Source organism: Candidatus Streptomyces philanthi (assembly GCF_059553635.1).
The window spans coordinates 16,494-37,182 of record NZ_JCANQV010000015.1 but is presented as its reverse complement, the minus strand read 5'-3'; the positions used below and the strand labels follow the sequence as shown (position 1 = coordinate 37,182).

Below are 20,689 nucleotides of genomic sequence, written 5' to 3'. Positions count from 1 at the left end.
CTGCTCGTTCGAAGCTGCGCACGGCCGCCGCGCGCCGCTCGGCCCGGCGGGAGCTGCGGCGTTCGGCGGCCCGGATGCACGGCCGCTGTCTGATGGCCGCGCTGCTGGCCGCCCCCGTGGGCGTGCTGGGGCTGATCACTACGCCGCTGGGCCGCAAGTTCGGCTGGCAGTGGCTGCAATACCCCGGCCGCCGCCTCTACCGGCGTCTCGCCGAGGACGCACGGGCGGCCCGTAAGGCCCGTGACGCCGAGATCCTCGCCCGCCTGGAAGAAGCCGAAGCCGCGGCCGACGACGATGCTGCGGCCGGTGACATCAAGGACCGGGTGGAGCGCCCCGCCCACCTGCTGCCCACCCCCGACCCCGTGAAGGTGATCAACGTGTCCGGATTCAAGTTCGAGGAAGCGGCGGCGGAGATGGAGCAGGCCGCCCGGGACTACGAGCCCGACGACGCCATGGAGATCCTGGCCATGATCGAGGGCCTCCCCGCCGCCCTCACTGCCATCGCCAACACCTTCAAGATCCTCGCCGAGCGCTCCGACGAGGAGTTCCCGCTGGAGAAGGAGATCGCCGACGCCTTCGACGAGATCCACAACGCGCTGCTGACTTCCGTGGACGTCGCCGACCAGGTCGGACCGTACTTCCGGGAGGTTCACGAGGGTGACATCGCCCGCCATGAGGACCCCCGCAACGGCACCGACGCCGAGAAGAAGTGGAACGTCTGAGATGACCAAGACCTCTGCCAAGCCGCAGCAGGGGCCGGTGTGGGACTGGGCGGCCGGTCACGGGCCCGTGACCGGCGCCCTGTCCGCCACCACCGGCGCCCTCGCGGTCGCCACCACCGGCGCCGCTACCGGCATGCCGCCCGGCTGGGCCCTGGCCGCCGGCGCCGCCGGGGCCCTCGGCCACACCGCCGCTGGCCTGCGCCACCGCCTCGCCGCCCGCACCATCGCCGCCCGCGCCGCCTGCTGGCTCGTCGGCGCCGGATGGACCACCTGGGCCACCGCCCACGGCCCCCTGACCTGGGCCGCCCTCGGCTCCCTGGCCACCCTCGGCGTCGGCATCGCCACCACCACCCGCACCACCGCCCTCTACGAAGAAGCCCGCGAGGAAGAAGCCCTCACCGCCGCCGCACGGCAGGTCGCCGCCGAACTGTCCGCCGAGCGGCGCGAGCTGGCGGCCGAGTGGATCGACCGGATCAGGCGAGTGTGCGGCATCAACGTGCGCGTCCTGGCAGTCGAGAAGTGGCCCACCGGCGCCGGGTTCTCCCTCGACGCGGAACTCCCGCCCGGCGGCACCACCTACGACCGCATCGCCGCCGAGGCCCCGAAGCTGGCGGCCGACGCCGGGCTGCCGCACGGCTGCACCGCCACCGCCGGGCCCGGCGTCAACCAGGGCCGGGTGATCATCGACGTGACCACGGTCAACATGCTCGTCAAAGAGGAGATGTACCCGCCGGGCTACGGCCCCCTGTCCGTACTCACCGGCATCCCGTGGGGATACCGCACCAACGCCGAGGAGATCTCCACCTACCTGCGTGAACAGTGCGCCCTCGTCGTGGGGCCCACCGGGTCGGGCAAGACCAACATGATCCACGTCATCCTCGCCGGATTCGCCCGCGCCACCGACGTGCTGACCTTCGTCATCGACCTCAACGCCGGATCGGCCGGCCTGCCCTGGGCAGTGCCCGCCCTCACCGGCCAGCTCACCAACGGCGGCGAGGCAGTACGGCCCGGCATCGACTGGCTCGCCGCCTCCCACGACGAAGCCCTGCTCATGCTGGACGCCACCCTCAGGATCGCGAAGGAACGCAAGCGCGCCTACCAGGATCTGATGGCCCAGGCCAACACCGACCTCCTGCCCATCAGCCCGGCGATCCCGCAGATCATGCTCGTCATCGACGAGGGCGCGGAGATCCTGACCAGCAACGACAAGCGCCTGCGCAAGCTCGCCGAGAAGATCGTGGAAGTCATCCGCATCGCCCGCGCCATGGGCGTACGCACCGTGCTGACCGCCCTCGGCGCCACCAGTGCCGTCCTCGGCCACCTGCTCATCCGCCGCGAGGCCAAGACCCGCGTCGCGCTCACCGGCGGAGAAGTCGAAGGCATGGACCTGGGCAAGATGTTCCCCGGCCACCGCGGTCTGCGCGTCGACCAGGCCCCCTACAAGGGAGCCGGGTTCATGGGCACCCCCGAATCCCCCGCGGCCCTCTTCAAGACCTGGCGGATTCTGCCCAACCAGATCCGCGAGATCACCGCCGCCACCTCCGCCCGCCACCCTGCCCTGGACGAGATCTCCGCCCGCGCCGCCGGTGACGCCTACACCAACCGCTGGACCCCCGAACGCACCGCATGGATGCGCGACGGCACCCCCGCAGCGGTGGCCGGGGCGCCCGGCCAGCCGGAGGCCCCCGTCAGCCGCCGCGGCCTGAACCTCTCCGCCCACCGCGGTGACACGGGCAAGATCACCGAGGACGAAGACGCCCTCGCCCGCGCCTTCCGCGAGCAGATCGACAAGCGGTTCGCCACCGCCCCCGAACCCGCCCGGGAACGCCCCGAACGACGCACGGACCGGCCCGGCCTGAACCTCTCCGCCCACCGCCACGAGGAACCCGCCCCCTCACCGTCCGGCGACGAGGATGCCGGGCCCGCCGACGCCCAGCAGGCCGCCCTCGGCCTCCTCGCTGCGGCCGGGCCGGAAGGCACCGGGGCCTCCGCCCTGGAACGCCAACTCAAGCCCCGCTTCGGCACGAGCCGCCAGACCATCGTGCAGTGGCTCAAGGCATGGGTCGACAGCGGGGACGCGGTCCGCGTCGGCGAGGCCACCAAGGTCCGCTACGTCCACCGCGATCACGCCCCCAAGGGCGAAGCCGACGCCTGACCGGACCACTTGTCTTGTCGCTTGTCGCCCGCCCCGCACAAGGGCCTGTGCGCCCGTCTGAGAGCCGCAAAAACGCTCCCTGACCTGCAAGGCGACAAGCGACAAGACAAGCCGCGACAAGACAAGCGACAAGCGGCACGACAAGCCACACGACAAGCCGGACCCCGGCCACGGCACCCGCCGGGCCGGGGTCCGCCACATCCCGGAAGAGACCCCTCCATGGCCTTAACGATCTCCGCCGTCGTCCTCCTGGGCATCCTCACCTTCGCCCTCGTCCGCGGCCGCTCCCTCACCCTCGGCACCGCCGCCGTCGTGTTCCTCTTCGGCTTCTTCGTCGCCGGGACCGGCGCCCACGCCGCCATCGAATCGGCCTGCCGCGCCATCGCCACCGCCCTCACCCACCTCACCGCCTAACCCTCGCCCGGCACGTTGAGGAGAACCCGTGCACCCCCACCCCGACCCCACCGCGCGGGTACCGGCCGACGTGGTCGTCCACCGGCCCGCCGACGGCCCCCTGATACCCGCCCACCCCCTGCCGCCCGGCGTACAGATCGTCACCTTGCCCAACGGCGCCCGCACCCTCGCCTACACCCACCCCGACCCCGCGCCGCCGCCCGCCGTACCCCAGGCGCCGACCGCCCAGCCGATCCCCCGCTGGGCCAAGACGACCGCCCTGCTCGCACCCACCGTCGGAGGCGGCACCGCCGCCGCAGGACTCGGCCTCTCCGCCGCCGCCCCCGGACTCCACGCCATGACACAGACCCTCTGGGCCGCCGTCGGCCTCATCACCGTCGGCGGCCCCGCCCTCGCCGCCGCCATCTGGGCCGCCCGCCGCACCACCACCAACACCGCGACGCCCACCACCCACATCACCCAACACATCAGCGCGACCGGGATGTTCGGCCGCGCCAACGGCACCATCAACCACCGCTGAGGAGCGATCCGTGTACGAGGACGACGAGTTCACCGGCTGCGAGCTCTGCGACGAGCCGAGCGACTACAGCGAGCCCTACGCCTACCCGCACTGCTGCGGCTGCGGAGCCGACGGCTCCGCCGAACGCCCCGACTGCGTCTGCGACTGACCAGGAGAGACATGTTCGCCATCCACGTCACCTGCGACCCGCTCGACAGCACCCCCGTCCTCACCGCCCTCCACGACGCCTTCACCGTCACAGAGGTCCGGCGTCACCGAGCCCTCACCTCCAGCGCGGAAGAGCTGTACGTCACCGCCGACCACCGCACCCCGCCGAAGCCCGGCCCGGTCCCCCGCTGCGACGCCGCCCACCGGGACGACCCCACCCCCTGCGAGGGCCCGCACGACGCCGTGGAGATCCGCGACCGGTCCATGAGCCGCGTCCACGACGCCGGCGTCGTCGGTGTCCTCGGCTGCGTCCACCACGGCGCCCGCATGCTCGCCGCCCTCGACGGCGGCCGCGTCTACCCCGGCCCCGGCGACACCACCCGCCAGGCCGCCATCACCGCCTACTACCGCGCCAACAACCACTGAGGAGCACCCCCGTGGCCATGGGAGAGACCCCCATCACCATCACCGGCAACCTGACCGGCGACCCGGAGCTGAAGTTCACCGCGTCCGGCGCGCCGATGGTCCGGTTCACCGTCGCGTCCACCCCCCGCGCCTACGACCGCGAGTCCGGCCAGTACAAGGACGGCACGTCGATGTTCATGCGCTGCTCGGCGTGGCGTCGCCTGGCCGAGCACGTCGCCGATTCCCTGACCAAGGGGATGCGCGTGATCGTCTCCGGACGCCTGCGCCAACTCGACTGGCAGACCGACCAGGGCGAGACCCGGTCGATGCTCGTGATGGAAGTCGACGACATCGGCCCGAGCCTGACCTTCGCCACGGCCACCGTCACCAAGGCCGCCCCGCGCAACAACGGAGGCGGTGGCAGCAAGCGGTCCGGCGGGGACGTGTGGAACACCGCACCCGCGTCCGGCCCCGGCGGGGAGAACCCGCCGTTCTGATCACGCCCGGGGCGACCGCCGCGTCTCACCAAAGTCACGCGGTCGCCCCGGCACCAGCCCATCTACGAGAACTGGAGGTTCCAGCATGCCTCATCTGCGCATCGGGTCGATGTGCACCGGGTACGGCGGCCTCGACATGGCCGTCCAGCACGTCCTGGGCGGCGTCCTCGCCCGGGTCGCCGACCCCGACCCCGGCGCCGCCCGCATCCTCACCCACCACCACCCCGACGTGCCGAACCTCGGCGACATCACCACCACCGACTGGGCGGCCGTCGCCCCCGTCGACATCGTCACCGCCGGATACCCCTGCCAGCCGTTCAGCACCGCCGGCCATCGAGGAGGTACCACCGATGCCCGCCACATCTGGCCCCACCTCGCCCACGCCCTTCGCGTACTACGACCCCGCCTCTGCCTCTTTGAGAACGTCGCAGGGCACCTTTCCCTGGGCTTCGACACCGTCCTCACCGACCTTGCCCGCCTCGGGCTCGATGCGCAGTGGTGCACTCTTCGCGCATCCGACGTCGGCGCCGCCCACCCACGCAACCGCCTCTTCCTCCTCGCCTGGCCTGCCGACCCCCAGGGCCCGCGACTCCAAGGGACGCGGCTACAAGGACGGCCTGCCGAACGTCCTCGCCCTGCTGCCGACCCCCTCGACCTCGGAAGCCACCGGCACCGGACACGCAGCCCGCGGCGGGATGAACCTGCGCCACACCGTCTCCCTGCTGCCGACGCCAACAACAGCCGACGGGGACCGGAGCAGCCCGACGTATCCCCGCGGCAACCAGACGCTCACTGGGGCCGTTTCGCACCCGCGATCGACCGCTGGGAACGCATCCTCGGACGCCCCGCCCCCCGGCCAACTGACGATCTGGGACGCCTGAACCCGCCATTCGTCGAGTGGCTGATGGGCCTGCCCGACGGGCACGTCACCGACGTCCCCGGCCTCTCCCGCACCCGCCAACTGCGCGCCCTGGGCAACGGCGTCGTCCCCCAACAGGGCGCAGCAGCCCTCCACCACCTCCTGACCACCACCCATCTGGCCCAGACGGACAGGGAGACGGCCGCATGACCGCGCACACCCCCCTCCGCACCGCCCTGCGCCTGGCCGCCACCGGCGTGCCGGTGCTGCCGCTGAGCCGGGGCAAGCGCCCCTTCCCCAACTGCCCGGCCTGCTCGGGTAGCACCTGTGGGGACCGCCCGCACATGAAGGCCGCGGGCCCCTGCCACTGTCCTGCCCCCTGCCATGGCTGGGCCGCCGCCACCACCGACCCCGCCGTCCTCACCTCCCCGGCATGGGCCCGCGCGTGGCGTGAGGCCGCAGCCGTCGCCTACCACCCCGGCGGCGCCGGACTCACCGTCGTCGACCTCGACGACGCCGCCGCCGTCGCATGGGCCCGCAAGAGCCTGCCGCCCACCCGGACCGTGACCACGACGCGCGGGGAGCACTGGATCTACCGCCGCGCCATGCGCTCCGCGAACAAGGTACGGCCCGGCGTGGACATCAAGTCCCGCCTGTCCTACGCCCGCTGGCTCGGACCCGGCACCGGCACCATGACCGACCTCACCGCGGCCGTCCGCGCCCTCGCAGGAGAAGAGACCACCCCCGCGCGAGGCGTGGTCTCTTCCGTCCGCGGGCGCACCACCTGGGACTGGACGGGGGCCACCGGGTGCCGGCACACCGAACGCTACGTCGTCACCGGCCTGGCACGCGGGGCGGACATGGTCCGCGCCTGCACGGAGTCCGGCGCCGGGTCGAAGGCGTACGGCGTCGCGTCCTTCATCGCCGCCCAGCACGCCGCCTGCCCCGGCCCGTGCGGCCTGGACAACCTCGCCGAGAGCATCGTCGCCGCAGCCGTCTCCGTCGGCGTCCCCGAACCGTACGCCCGACGTGCGGTCACCCGCGGCCTGGCCAGCAGCGCCGGGACGGCCGCATGAGCCCCCGCCGCGCCGGCCGCGCCGGGGTGGTCTCTTCCACCCCCACCCCACACCAGCCCGAACCCGCCACCCCGACCACACCCCGGACGACCATCGGCGCCCCGAAGGACGCCGCCCGTCAGGGCGTCCTTTCAGGTCCTGACCCGCACCCGGGCGACGGCCGTCACCCCGTCGCCTGGCTGCACATCACCGCACCCCGCGGCGCCCTCCCCACCGCCACCTCCAAGTGCTGCTGCGGCCGGGACCGGTTCGCCGCCGGACACGCCAAGGTCCACGCCCTCATCGACGACCACACCGCCCACCGGGACGTCTGCCCACAGCGCGCCCCATACCACGAGAGGACCAGCGCATGACCGCCTCAGACGACGACTCCATCGACGGCGCGGCCTTGTTGGACGAGGTCGAGCAGTTCCACCGCAGGTTCAACGCGTTCCCGACGGAGGCCGCCTACGTGGCTGTCGTGCTGTGGGACGCCCACACCCACATGCTCGACAGCTTCGACTCCACCCCCCGCCTCGCGTTCCTCTCCCCGGAGCCCGGCAGCGGCAAGACCAGGGCGCTGGAGATCAGCAGCACGCTGGTGCCACACCCCATGCACGCGGTCAACGCCTCCCCCGCCGCACTGTTCCGGGCCGTCGCCGACGAGGTCAGCCGCCCCGTCATCCTCTTCGACGAGATCGACACCGTCTTCGGCCCCAAGGCGAAGGACAACGAGGACCTGCGGGGCCTCATCAACGCCGGCCACCGCCGCAGCGGCGTCTCCTACCGGTGCCTGGGCGACGGCGGCACCCAGACCGTCGTCGCCTTCCCCTCGTACTGCGCCGTCGCCCTGGCCGGACTCGGCTCCCTGCCCGACACGATCCTGGCCCGCTCCGTCATCATCCGCATGCGCCGCCGCGCCCGCTCCGAGAGGGTCGAGCCCTACCGCCACCGCATCCACGAACCACAGGGCCACGCCCTGCGCGACCGCCTCGCCGAATGGGCCGCCCACACCCGCGACAGCATCGACGGGGTGTTCCCCGAGATGCCCGAGGGCATCACCGACCGCCCCGCCGACGTGTGGGAGCCCCTGCTCGCCATCGCCGACGCGGCCGGCGGACACTGGCCCGAACGCGCCCGCCAGGCTTGCGTCGAACTCGTCAACGCCGTCGACGAACACGACCGCGCCTCCGTCGGAGTCCGCCTCCTCACCGACCTGCGCGACCACATCTTCCCCGGCGAAACCGCCGTCTCCACCGTCGAGATCCTCCACCTGCTCAACAACCTGGAGGACTCCCCCTGGGGCGACCTCGACGGCCAACCCCTCAACGCCCGTGGCCTGTCCCGCCTCCTCCGCGAGTACGTCACCACCAAGGGCGACCCCATCAAACCCCGCACCATCCGCGTCGGTGGACAGCCCACCAAGGGCTACCGCCGCGACGACCTCACCGACGCATGGGAGCGCTACTGCCCACCCCCTCCCGAAACATCGGTTACATCGGTTACACCCCCCACTGAACACCCCCTGACCAGCGACGCCGCCGTAACCGATCCGGACACCCGTAACCGTTGCGCGACGGTTACGGCCACCCCCGCCCCGCTGTCCCTGTAACCGACCCGATCGGTTACACCGCAGCCATCGGTTACACAAAACCCGCCCCTGACCTGCGATGTAACCGACGTAACCGATGTAACCGCCCCCTGGGGACCGAAGCGTCGAAGGAGATTCCGTGCCGAGCGCACCCACCGACAGCCACGCCGACCTCCCGCCCCGCTACCTGACCCCCGCCGACCTCGCCGACCTCTTCAGCGTGCCGCTGGAGACCATCTACCAGTGGCGCAAGCGGGGCACCGGCCCGACCGGCTTCCGCGTCGGCAAGCACCTGCGCTACGACCCCGCCGCCGTCCGCGACTGGATCGACCAGCAGACCGCCCTCAATGCCGCCTGACACAACCGCAGACCCACCACCCGCAGGGGCGGAACCGTGTGGTTCCGCCCCTGCGGCATGCAGAAGGGACCACCGTCCGCATGGCCGGCCACATCCAAGACCGCTGGTACAAGACCGAGAAAGGCCCCGACGGCAAGACCAACCGCGTCAAGACCAACCGCCACGGCACCGGCAATCGCTACCGGGCCCGATACATCGGCCCCGACGGCACCGAGAAGTCCAAGAGCTTCCCCGACAAGCAGAGGCGCTTTGCCGAGCAGTGGCTGACCAAGACCGCCGCCGACATGACGACCGGCCACTACACGGACCCGAAAGCAGCCCGGCTCACCTTCGAGCAGTTCTCGAAGGGCTGGGTACAGACGCTGGCGACCGAGGTCAACAGCCGGAACGCGGCCGAGCGGCGGCTACGTCTCCATGCCTGGCCCTACATCGGGTCCCGTCCGCTCACCTCGTTCCAGCCTGGCCACGTCAGGACGTGGCTCAGCAAGCTCGAAGCCGCCGTGCCCGCAGCTGCGCACCGACTCATCATCTACGGAACCGTGTCAGCCGCCTTCAATGCTGCCGTTGACGACGGACTGATCCTCAAGAACCCGTGCCATGCTCGCTCAGTCAAGGCGCCTCAGCCCACTCCAAGCCGGGTAACGCCGTGGAAGGAACAGCAGGTGCACGACGTGCGACTGGCTCTGCCTGAGCGCTTCCGCGCTGCCGTCGATCTCGGGGCCGGGTGTGGTCTCCGGCAAGCTGAGATCTTCGGTCTGCCAGAGGATCAACTGGACTTCGACGGTGGCTGGCTCACGGTCCGGAACCAGGTCAAGCGGATCGGGGGGAAGTTCGTGTTCGCGCTGCCCAAGCGCCGGAAGATCCGGGACGTGCCCTTGCCTGCCTCTGTGGCCGAGAGGCTGAGGGCCCATATGGAGGCATTCCCACCAGTCAAGGTGACCCTGCCATGGGCAACTCTGGACGGGCCGCCGGTCACCAAGTCCCTCGTGTTCCCCAGCGCCACAGGCAGCCATGTGCGGGCCAGCACCTTCGATGACACGTACTGGAAGCCCGCTCTCGTCTCGGCAGGTATCATCCCCGAGCGTGAGCCCGGCGAGCGTCACCAGGCCGCCCGGGAACACGGGATGCACGCACTGAGGCACTACTACGCTTCCGTCCTCTTGGACGCCGGCGAAAACATCCGAGCCGTGAGTCAGTACCTGGGTCACAAAGATCCCGGCTTCACGCTTCGGGTGTACACCCACCTGATGCCCAGCAGTGAGGGGCGGACGCGGAAGGCCGTAGACGACGCTCTTGGGGCCGCCTGACGGCCCAGAGACGGCCCCGGCACTCAGGCAGAACCCCGGTCGCAGCGGAACACGCTGGTCAGGCCCCTAGAACCTCGATTCGAAGGAACTTCGTGTACTTCTACCCGATCTACACGGGCCTGCCGATCCCCAAGTCGGCGTGGCACCAGAGGATGTGGCTGGACACGTGGGTTTAGGGGCAGCGGCCGGGGCGCGGCGCCGGAGCCGCGGCGACACGGCGCGGCGGGCGGGGCCGCCCCCACTCGCCCTGCCTTGGGCGACCGGGCCGGCGCCGGGCCGTATTCCGCCACAAGAGCCGGATGTTTCCTGCCCGTGGTGGCGGTATCCCTCGGGCATCGGAAGCCGCCGCCCCCGAAGCCGTCAGGTGCGGGATAGAAGCCACCCCGCTGAGGTGTTGCCGGTCTTCCCGGCCCCCTGGACTCCTTTGCCCAGGTGACACGCCGGAAAAGCCACGTCGGCATCTCCGGAGCGGCATTCCCCCCATCCCTTCGGGTCATTGGGCCACGCCATCGGGTCGGCGGCATCGGGGCAGTTCCGGCCGCCGGTTCGAGACGGCTCGTTCTCGTCCGTTCATGAGGTTTATGGGCGGCGCGTCACTAAGCTGAGTCGCGATCAAGAATTCAACCCGCAAAACTGCCGCGGGGCCGCTTGATCAAAAGCGACGAAAAAGCCTGGACAGGAGAAGGAAATGACTGCACCCCGGTCACTCGAAGCGCTCCCCGAGATGACGGAGTTCGAGTTCGAGAACCTCATCGACGCCATCGGGCACGACTCGATCGCCCAGGTGGCCGCCACGCGGCGCGGCGCGTCGCCCCGGCCGTACAGCCTGGTCGACGGCCTGCACACCAACACGCCGAACTTCTCGGACCTTCCGAGCGAAGCGAAGCAAGCCCTCCAGTACAGCAAGAACGAGCACCAGGCGAGAATCAAGGAGAACGAGGAGCACACGGCCCCCCTCGCGGAGAAGCGCTACCGGGGGGAAATGAGCAAGACCGACTTCGACAGCCTCATCGACGCCCAGACGCAGAAGAACATCGACGATTTCGCCACCCGCCAGAAGGCGCTCGCCAAGAAGCTGAAGGAGATCGGGAACAAGTACCCCGAAGCACGCTCCCTGCTGGTCCAGGCGTATCACAAGGTCAGCGAGTTCTTCAAAAACCTCTGGGACACCGTTGTCGAGTTCTTCAAGGAATTGATGCACAAGCTGGAAAAGCTGTGGAATAAGGTGAAGGAATTCTTCACGAACGCCTGGAACACAGTGAAGGCGTGGTGGGAGTCGCTGTAACACCCCGGCGACGGGTACCTCGTTTCGCCCTCGGCACGCCACGTCGGGTATCCGCGCAGAACACGCACCGCATCCGTTCGGCGCAGGCGGACCGCGGCGCGGCGGCCGGTGAGCGCGGGGACGACGAACGGGCGGCGGGGGCCAACGCCCCCGCCGTCCCCGCACGTCGGCGATTTTCCGCTTGTCACCGTCTGTCGAGACCGTGTCACCGGACCGTGGCCTGATCGAGATTCATCCGGTCCCCGCGTCCCATAGAGTGCGGGGCACGTCCTTGTGCACTCTGCGGGGACGAGGATCCGGGAGGGGAATCGCGGCATGCGCCGAGAGGTGAAGTACGGGCTGATCGGCGGATCGGCGGCCCTGGTCGCGGGGGTGGCCGGCGGGTTCGCCCTGTTCGGTGGTCCGGGTGGCGGGGACGGTCCGCAGGCGGTGCGGGCGGACGCCGCGATGGGTGCGCCGGAGGTGCCGACCGGTCCGCTGTCCGCCAAGGAGGTCCGGGCCACGGCGGACGGCTTCCTCACCGCCTGGCAGTCGGCCGACGCGGAGAAGGCGGCCGGGCTGACCGACGACCCCGGTACGGCGCGCAAGGCGCTCGCGGACTTCACCAAGCAGGCACGTTTCTCCTCGTTCCGCGTCCAGCCCGGTACCCCCTCGGGCGAGAGCGTCCCGTACACCGCCACCGCCCAGATCTCCTACAAGGGCCGCACCGCGCCCTTCACCTACCGCGCCACCCTCCGCCTCACCCGCGACAAGACCACCGGCGAACCCCGCGTCGGCTGGCGGCCCGACACCCTCCACCCGGGCCTGGGCAAGGGCGACGTGCTGCGCACCGGCGAGGCCGCCGCGCCGCCGATCAAGGCCGTGGACCGGAACGGCAAGGAACTGACGCCCGAGGAGTACCCGGAGCTGGCGGGCATCCTCGCGGGACTGCGCGAGCGTTACGGCGACAAGACCGACGGCACGCCCGGTATCGAGCTGGTCGTCCGCCACGCCAAGGGCCCCAAGGACGGCGGGAAGAAGGACCGCACGCTCAAGGTGCTGTCCAAGGGCACGCCCGGCACGCTGCGGACCACCCTCGACGCCACGCTCCAGAAGGCGGCGCAGAAGGCGGTCGCGGGCAAGGACAAGGCCGCGATGGTGGCGCTCAAGCCCAGCACCGGCGAGATCCTGTCCATCGCCAACGCGCCCGCGAAGGGCTTCAACGTCGCCACCCAGGGCTCGCTGGCCCCCGGTTCCACGATGAAGATCGTCACCGCGGCGATGCTCATCGACAAGGGCATGACCTCGCCGGGCAAGGACCACCCGTGCCCCAAGTACGTGACGGTGGGCGGCTGGAAGTTCCAGAACCTCAACGAGTCCGAGATCAAGAAGGGCACCTTCTCCCAGAGCTTCGCCGCGTCCTGCAACAACGCCTTCATCGGCAAGGCCAAGGACCTCTCGGACGACGATCTGACCAAGGTGTCCCGGGACGTCTTCGGCATCGGCCTGGACTGGCAGACCGGCATCCCCACCTTCGACGGCGCGGTGCCCGTCCAGCACGACGCGCAGATGGCGGCCTCGCTCATCGGTCAGGGCGGGGTGCGGATGAACCCCCTCACCGTCGCCTCGCTCTCCGCGACCGTCCAGTCCGGCACCTTCCGCCAGCCCTACCTCGTCTCCCCCGACCTCGACCACCGCACCCTCGCCAAGGCCCCGCGCGCCATGAAGAAGGAGACCGCGGCGGCGATGAAGGCGCTGATGCGGACGACGGCCACGGCCGGTACGGGCGCGCAGGCGATGTCCGGGGTCAGTGGTGACATCGGCGCCAAGACCGGTTCGGCCGAGGTCGACAACCAGAAGAAGCCCAACGCCTGGTTCACCGCCTACCGCGGTGACCTCGCGGCGGCGGCCGTCGTCCCGGCGAGCGGCCACGGTGGCACCAACGCGGGGCCGCTGGTCCGCGCCGTCCTCACCGCACGCTGACGTACGGGGGTCCGGCCGTTCACCGGACCGGACCCTCGCCCCGCCCGCACGCCGTTCGTTAGCGTGCGGGCATGAACGATTCCGTCTCTCCTGCCCCGTCCGCCACCAGCTCACCGGCTCACCCCCGCTTCGCCGAAGCGCTGCGGGAGTTGGGCCTGGACGTCGAGGTCCGCCGCTTCCCCGACGCCACCCGCACCGCCGCCGAGGCCGCCGCCGCGATCGGCTGCGAGCTCTCCCAGATCGTCAAGTCCCTGATCTTCGCGGCCGACGGCGAACCGGTACTGGTCCTGATGGACGGCTCCTCCCGGGTCGACGTGGAACGCGTCCGCGCCGAACTGGGCGCCACCCGCGTCACCCGGGCCGACGCGACGGTGGTCCGCGAGACCACCGGCTACGCCATCGGCGGCGTACCGCCCTTCGGGCACCGCACCCGCACCCGCGTCCTGGCCGACAGCAATCTGCTCGCACACGACATCGTCTGGGCCGCCGCCGGCACCCCGCACACCGTCTTCCCGCTCGACCCGGCCTCGCTGGTCTCGTACGCGCGGGCCCGGGTGGCGGACGTCCGCGAGCGCAGCGCATGACGCCGCTCGTCGTCGCCGCCGTCCTGCTCGCCGCCTTCACCCACGCCAGTTGGAACGCGCTGGCCCACGGCATACGTGACCAGTTGCTGGCCTTCACCCTCGTCGGCACCGGGGGCATCCTCTGCGGGGTCGTGGCGCTGCCGTTCGTTCCGCTTCCGGCCGCCGGGGCCTGGCCGTTCCTGGTGGCGTCCGCGCTGCTCCATCTCGCCTACCAGGCCCTGCTGATGCAGTCGTTCCGGCTCGGTGAGTTCGGGCAGATGTACCCGATAGCGCGCGGTACGGCGCCGCTGGTCGTCACCGTCCTCGCCGCGGTCTTCGCCGGGGAGGTCCCCGGCCCCTGGGGGCTCGCCGGTGTCGCCCTGGCCTCCGCCGGTCTGCTCGGTGTCGCGCTGTGGGGCATCCGCGGCGCGGCCGGCTCCGCCGCCTCGCGCCGTCCGGCGCTGCTCGCCGCGGTCGCGACCGGCCTCGCCATCGCCTCGTACACCACCGTCGACGGCCTCGGCGTGCGCGCCTCCGGCAGCGCCGCCGGCTACACGGCCTGGCTGATGCTCCTCCAGGGCCTGCCCATCCCCCTCGTGGCGCTGGCCGCCCGCCGGGGCCGACTGCTGCCGGAACTGCGGCCCATCGCGGTGCGCGGCCTGCTCGGCGGCGCCCTCTCCGTCCTGGCCTACGGCCTCGTCCTGTGGGCCCAGACCCGTGCCCCGCTCGCCCCGGTGGCGGCACTGCGCGAGTCGTCGATCATCGTCGGTGCCGCCATCGGGGCCGTGTTCTTCAAGGAACGGTTCGGCGCGCCCCGCATCGCGGCGGCGGGGCTGATGGTGGTGGGGATCGGGTTGATGCTGCACGGGGCGTGAGGGACGCGGGGCGTTCCGTCTCATTCCCCGCGCAGGGCCCGCCGCAGCTCGGGGTGGGCGATGAGCACCCCGCCGTCGACGGGCAGCGTGACGCCGGTGACCCAGGCGGCGTCCTGGGACGCGAGGTAGGCGACGGCCGCCGCGATGTCGTCGGGGCGTCCCACCCGTCCCAGCGGATAGGCGGCCACGGCGCGTTCCAGGGCGTGCGGCCGGTCGGCCCAGCCGGGGGTGTCGACGGTGCCGGGCGCGACGAGGTTGACGCGTACGCCACGGGGCGCGGCATGGCCGGCGAGGGTACGGGTCAGTCCGGCCAGGCCCGCCTTGGCGGCGCTGTACGCGTGGTTCCCGAAGTCCTGGAGGCCGTTGACGGAGCCGATGTTGACGATCGCGCCGCGCCCGTCGGCGGCGGCCAGATGCGGCAGGGCGGCCCGCGCGCAGCGGAAGGCGCCGCCGAGGGTGATGTCGAGGTCGCGCTCCCAGGCGTCGTCGGGCTGGTCCTCGAAGAGGGGGGTGTCGGGGTGGCAGCTGTGGGCGCTGTTGACGAGGACGTCCAGCCGTCCGAAGGTCCGTACGGCGTGGTCGACGGCCGCCTCGACGGCGTCCCGGTCCGCCACGTCGCAGGCCAGCGCCTCGGCCGCACCACCGGTCTCCCGGATGTCCGCCGCCACGCGTGCGGCGCGTTCCCCGTCGGCGTCGGTGACCAGGACGCGGGCGCCCTCCCCCGCCAACCGTCGCGCGATCGCCTCGCCGATGCCCCGGCCGGCGCCGGTGACGAGTGCTCCGTATCCCTCGAACCGCCTCATGCCAGCGCCCCCGGCCCAGCTCGTCGTGGTTGCCGTCGCTGTAGTGTGCCCTGGCTCCGGAGGGGCGGGGGAGACCTCGTACGCACCGATTTTCACTGCCGCACCGGGCGGCGGCGGTGCGGCGGGCGGAGTGCTCGGCGCGGCTCCTGGTTCCGGATCTGGCCGCCGGCCGGGCGTGCCTCCTCCCGGTCGGTCCGGTCCCGGGCGCGCCGCAGCCGCGCGAGGTCGTCCGGTCGGTGTCCGCCGGTCACCTCCGCGAGGTTGCCACGACGCCCTCAGCCCTCCGTCCCCGAAGCCGCCACCGCCTTGACCAGGGCCTGCGCCCGCGGGTCCGCCGTGACATTGCGCTGCATGCCGTTGGTGACGTAGCCGAACGCGGTGCCGCTCTCGGGGTCGGCGAAGGCGAGGGCGCCGCCGCGGCCGGGGTGGCCGAAGGAACCGGGGGCGAGGAGCGGGGCGGCGGCGCCGTGGAGCATGAAGCCGAGGCCGAAGCGGGTGCTGACGACGAGGGTGCGGTCCGGGCCGGCGGATTCCTCGGTGCGGGCGAGGGTGAGGGTGGCGGGGGCGAAGAGGCGGGGGTGGCCGTCGACGGGGCCGATCAGCGCGGCGTAGCAGCGGGCCAGGGAGCGGGCGGTGGCGATGCCGCCGGAGGCGGGCAGCTGGGCGGCGCGGTAGACGGGGTCGTTCTCGTCGGGGGCCGGGGTGATGGCGGCGAAGGCGCGGCTGGTGAGGGAGGACGGGTCGCGGTAGGCGTCGACGACGGACTGCTTGGCGCGGACGCGCAGGCCGGACGAGGGGGCCGGCTGCGGCGCGGCGATGTCGGCGAGGCGGCCGGCGCGGGAGCGGGCCGCCTCGGGCAGGCCGATCCACAGGTCGAGGCCGAGCGGCCCGGATATCTCGCCGGCGACCCAGTCACCGAGGGTGCGGCCGGTGACCCGCAGGACGAGTTCGGTGAGCAGCCAGCTGTAGGTCTGGGCGTGGTAGCCGTGGTCGGTGCCGGGGGTCCAGGCGGGGGCCTGGGCGGCGAGCGCGGCGGGACCGCTGGTGCCGTCGACGGCCTGGGCGGGGGTGAGGGGGGTGTCGAGGACGGGGAGTCCGGCGCGGTGCGACAGCAGGTGCCGGACCAGGACGCGCTCCTTGCCGGCGGCCTTGAACTCGGGCCAGTACGTGCCGACGGGGGCGTCGAGGTCGAGGTGTCCGCGCTGGTGGAGCAGGAGGGGGACGAGGGCGGCGATGCCCTTGGTGGCGGAGCGGATCACCTGGGCGGTGTCCTCCTGCCAGGGCGCGGCGTCGGGCGCGGGCCGCCAGGGACCGTCGGACGCGGCCGGGGCGTGCCCGTCGGGGCCGCCGTCGCCGTGCTTGACGCCCGCCCAGAGGTCGACGACCTTGCGGCCGTGGCGGTAGACGGCCACCGCCGCGCCGCGTTCGCCGCGCCGCGCGAAGTTGGCCGCGAAGGCGTCCCGGACCGGCTCGAAACCGTCCTCGACCGTGCCCTGGACGTCCACCACTGTGTCCCGCTTCCGTTCTTCCGCCGCTCCGATGACCCATCCATGGTGCCTCTCGTGGATCAGTGCTGATGACCGGGGCGGCGGTCCGTGGTGTTCGTCACAGCGATCCGGAACCCCGCACCGAAGAGATGTTCGATACGGGGCGGTGGTGGTGTCCCGGCCGAGTTGCCGCCCCCGGGTGGTGCCGAAACGATGGGTGGGTGAGCGACGCACGCGAGACCGTCGGACCGCAGCCGCAGACCGTCGCGCCCCGCGGACGGCTGCGCCGGATGCCCACCGCGCGGGAACGGCCCCCGGGCTCGTACCTGCGCTACCCCCACCTCCACGGGGACACCGTCTGCTTCGCCGCCGAGGACGATCTGTGGGTCGCCCCGATCCCCCCGGCGGGCAAGGAGCCGGACCGCGCCTGGCGGCTGACGGTCGACCGCACCCGTGTCGGCCACCCCCGTTTCTCCCCCGACGGCCGGTACATCGCCTTCACCACTTGGCGCAGCCTCGACCCGGAGGTCCATCTGGCGCCGGTGGACGGCGGTCCGGCCCGGCGGCTGACGTACTGGGGCAGTACGGACGCCCGGGTGTGCGGCTGGACGCCGCCCGACGAGGACGGGGTCTCCCAGATCCTGGCCGTCGCCTCGCACGGCCAGCCCTTCTCGTACTTCTCCTGGGCCTACTCCCTGCCGACCGACGGCAGTCCCGGCCGCCGGCTGCCCTGGGGCCCCGTCTCGGACATCGCGGTCGGCACGGTGGACGGGCAGCACCGCACCCTGCTGCTGACCGGCAAGCCCCCGCACGAGCCCGCCTCGTGGAAGCGGTACCGGGGCGGCGCGATGGGACGGATGTGGCTGCACGGCACGCGTCTGGTGCCGGAGCTGTACGGGCATCTGGACGCGGTGATGTTCGTCGGCGGGCGGATCGCGTTCCTCTCCGACCACGAGGGCGTCGCCAACGTCTACTCCTGCCTCCCCGACAGCACCGACCTGCGCCGCCACACCGACCACGCCGACTTCTACGCCCGGCACGCCTCCACCGACGGCTCCCGGATCGTCTACCAGTGCGCGGGCGACCTCTGGCTGATCGACGACCTCGCGGCCGACGCGGTACCCCGCAAGCTGGCCGTACGGCTGGGCGGGCCGCGCGCCGGGCGCCGTACGTACCAGGTGCCCGCGGGCGGGCACCTCACCTCGCTCGCGGTGGACACCACCGGGCGGGCCAGCGCCGTCGGCGTACGCGGCAGCCTCTACTGGCTCACCCACCGCGACGGCCCCGCACGCACCCTCCACGACGTCCCCGGGGTGCGGGTGCGGCTGCCGCGGATGCTGGGGGCGTCCGGGAGGATCGCCTACGTCACCGACGCGGAGGGCGAGGACTGCGTCGAGATCGCCGATCTGCCGCGGGCGGGCGGCCCGAGCGCGCCGCGCCGGGTCGCGGTGGGGGCACTCGGCCGGGTCCACGAGCTGGCGGCGGCGCCGGACGGCGGGCGGCTCGCGGTCGCGTCGAACGACGGGCGGCTGCTGCTGGTGGACACCGGGCTGTCCGAGGAGGAGACGGCGGGCGCGCCCGGGGAGGCGGGCACGGAGGTGACGGAGTTGATCCGCTCGCTCAACGGCCCGGTGCGCGACCTCGCGTTCTCCCCCGACTCGGGATGGCTGACCTGGTCGCAGCCGGGCATCGGCCGGTCGCTGCGGCAGATCCGGATGGCGCGGCTGACCGACCACACCGTCGTGGACGTCACCAACGGCCGGTTCGAGGACGAGCAGCCGGTGTTCACCCGCGACGGCCGTTATCTGGCGTTCCTGTCCTGGCGCGGCTTCGACCCGGTCTACGACGTGCACACCGGTGACCTGTCGTTCCCGCTGGGCTGCCGCCCGTACCTCGTCCCGCTGTCGTCGGCGACACCGTCGCCCTTCGCACTGTCCCCGGAGGGGCGGCCGGCGGCGGGCGGTCTGGACCCGGTGGAGAACCCGCCGCCCGTGGAGGGGCCGGTGCTGGTGGAGGTGGAGGGGCTGGCGGAGCGGGTGACGCCGTTCCCGGTGTCCGCCTCCAAGTACTCCTCACTGCGCCCGGTCAGCGGCGGCGGACTGGTCTGGCTGCGCTGGCCGATCTCCGGCGCGCTCGGGGAGACCTTCGCCAACCCGGCCGACACCACCGGCCGCCCCACCCTCGAACACTTCGACCTGGTCAAGGCCCGGCGCACCGAACTCACCAGCGCCCTCGACGCCTTCGCGCTGTCCGGCGACGGCACCCGTCTGGTCGTCAACGACGGGGGCGATCTGCGGGCCGTCCCCGCGACCGAGCCGGCGGACCCGGACACCACCGTGTACCTGGACACCCGGCGCATCCTGCACGAGGTGGACCCGGGGGCGGAGTGGCGGCAGGCGTACGAGGAGGCGGGCCGGATCATCCGCGCGTACTTCTGGGAGCCGCGGATGTGCGGGATCGACTGGGACGAGGTACTGGCGCAGTACCGCCCGCTCGTCGAACGGGTCGCCTCCCCCGACGAGTTCGCCGACCTGCTGCGCGAGGTACTGGGCGAGCTGGGAACCTCGCACGCGTATGTCACCGGCGCCCGGCGCAACGAGGGCCCGCCGCACTACCAGCGCGCCATCGGCCTGCTCGGCGCCAACTTCGCACGGCGCGACGACGGGTGGACGGTCCAGCGCATCCTGCCCGGCGACTCCTCGGACTCGCGGGCGCGCTCCCCGCTGGCCGGGACCGGCATCCGGGAGGGCGCGGTCCTCACCCATGTGGACGGCCGGCCGGTGGACCCGGTGAGCGGCCCGTACCCGCTGCTGTCCGCGGCCGGCGGCACCACCGTGGAACTGACCTTCCGGCAGCCCGCCGGCGAGGGCGCGGCGGAGGGCCCGACGCGGCGGGTCGCGGTCGTGCCCCTGGTCGACGAGCGGCCGCTGCGCTACCAGGACTGGGTCGCCAAACGCCGTGAGGTCGTACGGGAGTTGAGCGGCGGCCGGTGCGGCTATCTGCACATCCCGGACATGGGCGGCTCCGGATGGGCGCAGTTCAACCGCGATGTGCGGATGGAGGTCTCACGGCCCGCACTGATCGTGGACGTACGGGGCAACGCGGGCGGCAACATCTCCGAGCTGGTCATCGAGAAACTCACCCGGACGATCATGGGCTGGGACCTCACCCGCGACGCCCAGCCCGTCTCGTACACCAGCAACGCCCCACGCGGCCCGGTGGTCGCGGTGGCCGACGAGATGACCTCGTCGGACGGCGACATGATCACCGCCGCGTTCAAACTGCTGGGCATCGGCCCGGTGGTCGGCATGCGGACCTGGGGCGGCGTGGTCGGCATGACCGGACGGCACCGGCTCGGCGACGGCACCATGATCACCGTGCCGATGAACGCCGCGTGGTTCCCCCTATACGGCTGGGACATCGAGAACCACGGCGTCGTCCCCGACCTGGAGATGCCCCGGACCCCCCTCGACTGGGCCGAGGGCCGCTACCCCCAACTCGGCCTCGCCGTCCGCACCGCCCTCGACCTCCTCGACCGCCACCCGGCCGCCGTCCCCCCCGACCTGTCGGACGTCCCGGACCGGCGACGGCCGGGGCTTCCGCCGCGAGGGGAGTGAGACGCGCCAGGCGTGACGCGGTCCGAATGCGCGGGGCGCGCGCCGGTGTGCGCGGCCGGACGCGCGC

20 protein-coding genes and 1 pseudogene are annotated in these 20,689 nt (G+C 72.4%); 18 read left to right on the top strand and 3 right to left on the bottom strand.

The window, feature by feature from the left end:
- The 17 genes and pseudogenes from AC51EU_RS04120 to AC51EU_RS04040 form a co-directional block, all read left to right on the top strand.
- Positions 1–722, top strand: a pseudogene (locus AC51EU_RS04120) (hypothetical protein); the annotation flags it as partial.
- Between the two features lies 1 nt (position 723).
- Positions 724–2,877 (top strand): hypothetical protein, encoded by a 2,154-nt coding sequence (locus AC51EU_RS04115; RefSeq protein WP_496265241.1) that lies wholly within the window; start codon positions 724–726, stop codon positions 2,875–2,877.
- Between the two features lie 219 nt (positions 2,878–3,096).
- Positions 3,097–3,291 carry a hypothetical protein gene (locus AC51EU_RS04110; protein ID WP_496265240.1) on the top strand — a complete coding sequence of 65 codons (195 nt, stop codon included), beginning with the start codon at positions 3,097–3,099 and terminating at the stop codon, positions 3,289–3,291.
- A 28-nt stretch (positions 3,292–3,319) separates the two neighbouring features.
- The gene (locus AC51EU_RS04105; protein WP_496265239.1) at positions 3,320–3,811 is read left to right on the top strand and encodes a hypothetical protein; all 492 of its coding nucleotides are present in this window, start codon (positions 3,320–3,322) and stop codon (positions 3,809–3,811) included.
- 10 nt (positions 3,812–3,821) lie between these two features.
- Entirely contained in the window at positions 3,822–3,959 is a 138-nt protein-coding gene (locus AC51EU_RS04100) for a hypothetical protein (RefSeq protein WP_496265238.1), read from the top strand.
- Between the two features lie 11 nt (positions 3,960–3,970).
- On the top strand, positions 3,971–4,384 hold the full coding sequence (locus tag AC51EU_RS04095) for a hypothetical protein (protein ID WP_496265237.1): 414 nt from the start codon (positions 3,971–3,973) through the stop codon (positions 4,382–4,384).
- Positions 4,385–4,401: 17 nt separating this feature from the next.
- A complete protein-coding gene (ssb, locus tag AC51EU_RS04090) occupies positions 4,402–4,860 on the top strand; it encodes a single-stranded DNA-binding protein (protein ID WP_496265236.1) in 459 nt (152 codons plus the stop codon).
- Positions 4,861–4,945: 85 nt separating this feature from the next.
- The gene (locus AC51EU_RS04085; RefSeq protein ID WP_496265235.1) at positions 4,946–5,929 is read left to right on the top strand and encodes a DNA cytosine methyltransferase; all 984 of its coding nucleotides are present in this window, start codon (positions 4,946–4,948) and stop codon (positions 5,927–5,929) included.
- Entirely contained in the window at positions 5,926–6,795 is an 870-nt protein-coding gene (locus AC51EU_RS04080) for a bifunctional DNA primase/polymerase (protein WP_496265234.1), read from the top strand. Before AC51EU_RS04085 ends, AC51EU_RS04080 begins: the two co-directional genes overlap by 4 nt.
- Positions 6,792–7,148, top strand: coding sequence for a hypothetical protein (locus tag AC51EU_RS04075; protein WP_496265233.1), 357 nt, complete (start codon positions 6,792–6,794; stop codon positions 7,146–7,148). Before AC51EU_RS04080 ends, AC51EU_RS04075 begins: the two co-directional genes overlap by 4 nt.
- Positions 7,145–8,386: a DUF3631 domain-containing protein gene (locus AC51EU_RS04070; protein WP_496265232.1), complete on the top strand. Its 1,242-nt coding sequence runs from the start codon at positions 7,145–7,147 to the stop codon at positions 8,384–8,386. The genes AC51EU_RS04075 and AC51EU_RS04070 overlap by 4 nt, the downstream gene beginning before the upstream one ends.
- Positions 8,387–8,504: 118 nt before the next feature.
- Positions 8,505–8,723 carry a helix-turn-helix transcriptional regulator gene (locus AC51EU_RS04065; RefSeq protein WP_496265231.1) on the top strand — a complete coding sequence of 73 codons (219 nt, stop codon included), beginning with the start codon at positions 8,505–8,507 and terminating at the stop codon, positions 8,721–8,723.
- Positions 8,724–8,803: 80 nt separating this feature from the next.
- Positions 8,804–10,030 (top strand): tyrosine-type recombinase/integrase, encoded by a 1,227-nt coding sequence (locus AC51EU_RS04060; protein ID WP_496265230.1) that lies wholly within the window; start codon positions 8,804–8,806, stop codon positions 10,028–10,030.
- Between the two features lie 688 nt (positions 10,031–10,718).
- On the top strand, positions 10,719–11,315 hold the full coding sequence (locus AC51EU_RS04055) for a hypothetical protein (RefSeq protein WP_496265229.1): 597 nt from the start codon (positions 10,719–10,721) through the stop codon (positions 11,313–11,315).
- A gap of 315 nt (positions 11,316–11,630) precedes the next feature.
- Complete coding sequence (locus tag AC51EU_RS04050) at positions 11,631–13,277, top strand: penicillin-binding transpeptidase domain-containing protein (RefSeq protein ID WP_496265228.1); 1,647 nt, start codon at positions 11,631–11,633, stop codon at positions 13,275–13,277.
- Between the two features lie 71 nt (positions 13,278–13,348).
- Positions 13,349–13,861 (top strand): YbaK/EbsC family protein, encoded by a 513-nt coding sequence (locus AC51EU_RS04045; protein WP_496265227.1) that lies wholly within the window; start codon positions 13,349–13,351, stop codon positions 13,859–13,861.
- On the top strand, positions 13,858–14,715 hold the full coding sequence (locus AC51EU_RS04040; RefSeq protein WP_496265226.1) for an EamA family transporter: 858 nt from the start codon (positions 13,858–13,860) through the stop codon (positions 14,713–14,715). Before AC51EU_RS04045 ends, AC51EU_RS04040 begins: the two co-directional genes overlap by 4 nt.
- A 20-nt stretch (positions 14,716–14,735) precedes the next feature.
- Here AC51EU_RS04040 and AC51EU_RS04035 read toward each other — a convergent pair whose 3' ends face one another.
- From AC51EU_RS04035 to AC51EU_RS04025, 3 genes are all read right to left on the bottom strand, one after another.
- On the bottom strand, positions 14,736–15,518 hold the full coding sequence (locus tag AC51EU_RS04035; RefSeq protein WP_496265225.1) for an SDR family NAD(P)-dependent oxidoreductase: 783 nt from the start codon (positions 15,516–15,518) through the stop codon (positions 14,736–14,738).
- A gap of 92 nt (positions 15,519–15,610) precedes the next feature.
- Complete coding sequence (locus AC51EU_RS04030) at positions 15,611–15,769, bottom strand: hypothetical protein (RefSeq protein WP_496265224.1); 159 nt, start codon at positions 15,767–15,769, stop codon at positions 15,611–15,613.
- Positions 15,770–15,793: 24 nt separating this feature from the next.
- On the bottom strand, positions 15,794–17,026 hold the full coding sequence (locus AC51EU_RS04025) for a serine hydrolase domain-containing protein (protein ID WP_496265223.1): 1,233 nt from the start codon (positions 17,024–17,026) through the stop codon (positions 15,794–15,796).
- Between the two features lie 269 nt (positions 17,027–17,295).
- Here AC51EU_RS04025 and AC51EU_RS04020 point away from each other — a divergent pair, with 269 nt between their 5' ends.
- On the top strand, positions 17,296–20,622 hold the full coding sequence (locus tag AC51EU_RS04020) for a S41 family peptidase (RefSeq protein WP_496265243.1): 3,327 nt from the start codon (positions 17,296–17,298) through the stop codon (positions 20,620–20,622).
- The last annotated feature ends 67 nt before the right edge of the window (positions 20,623–20,689 follow it).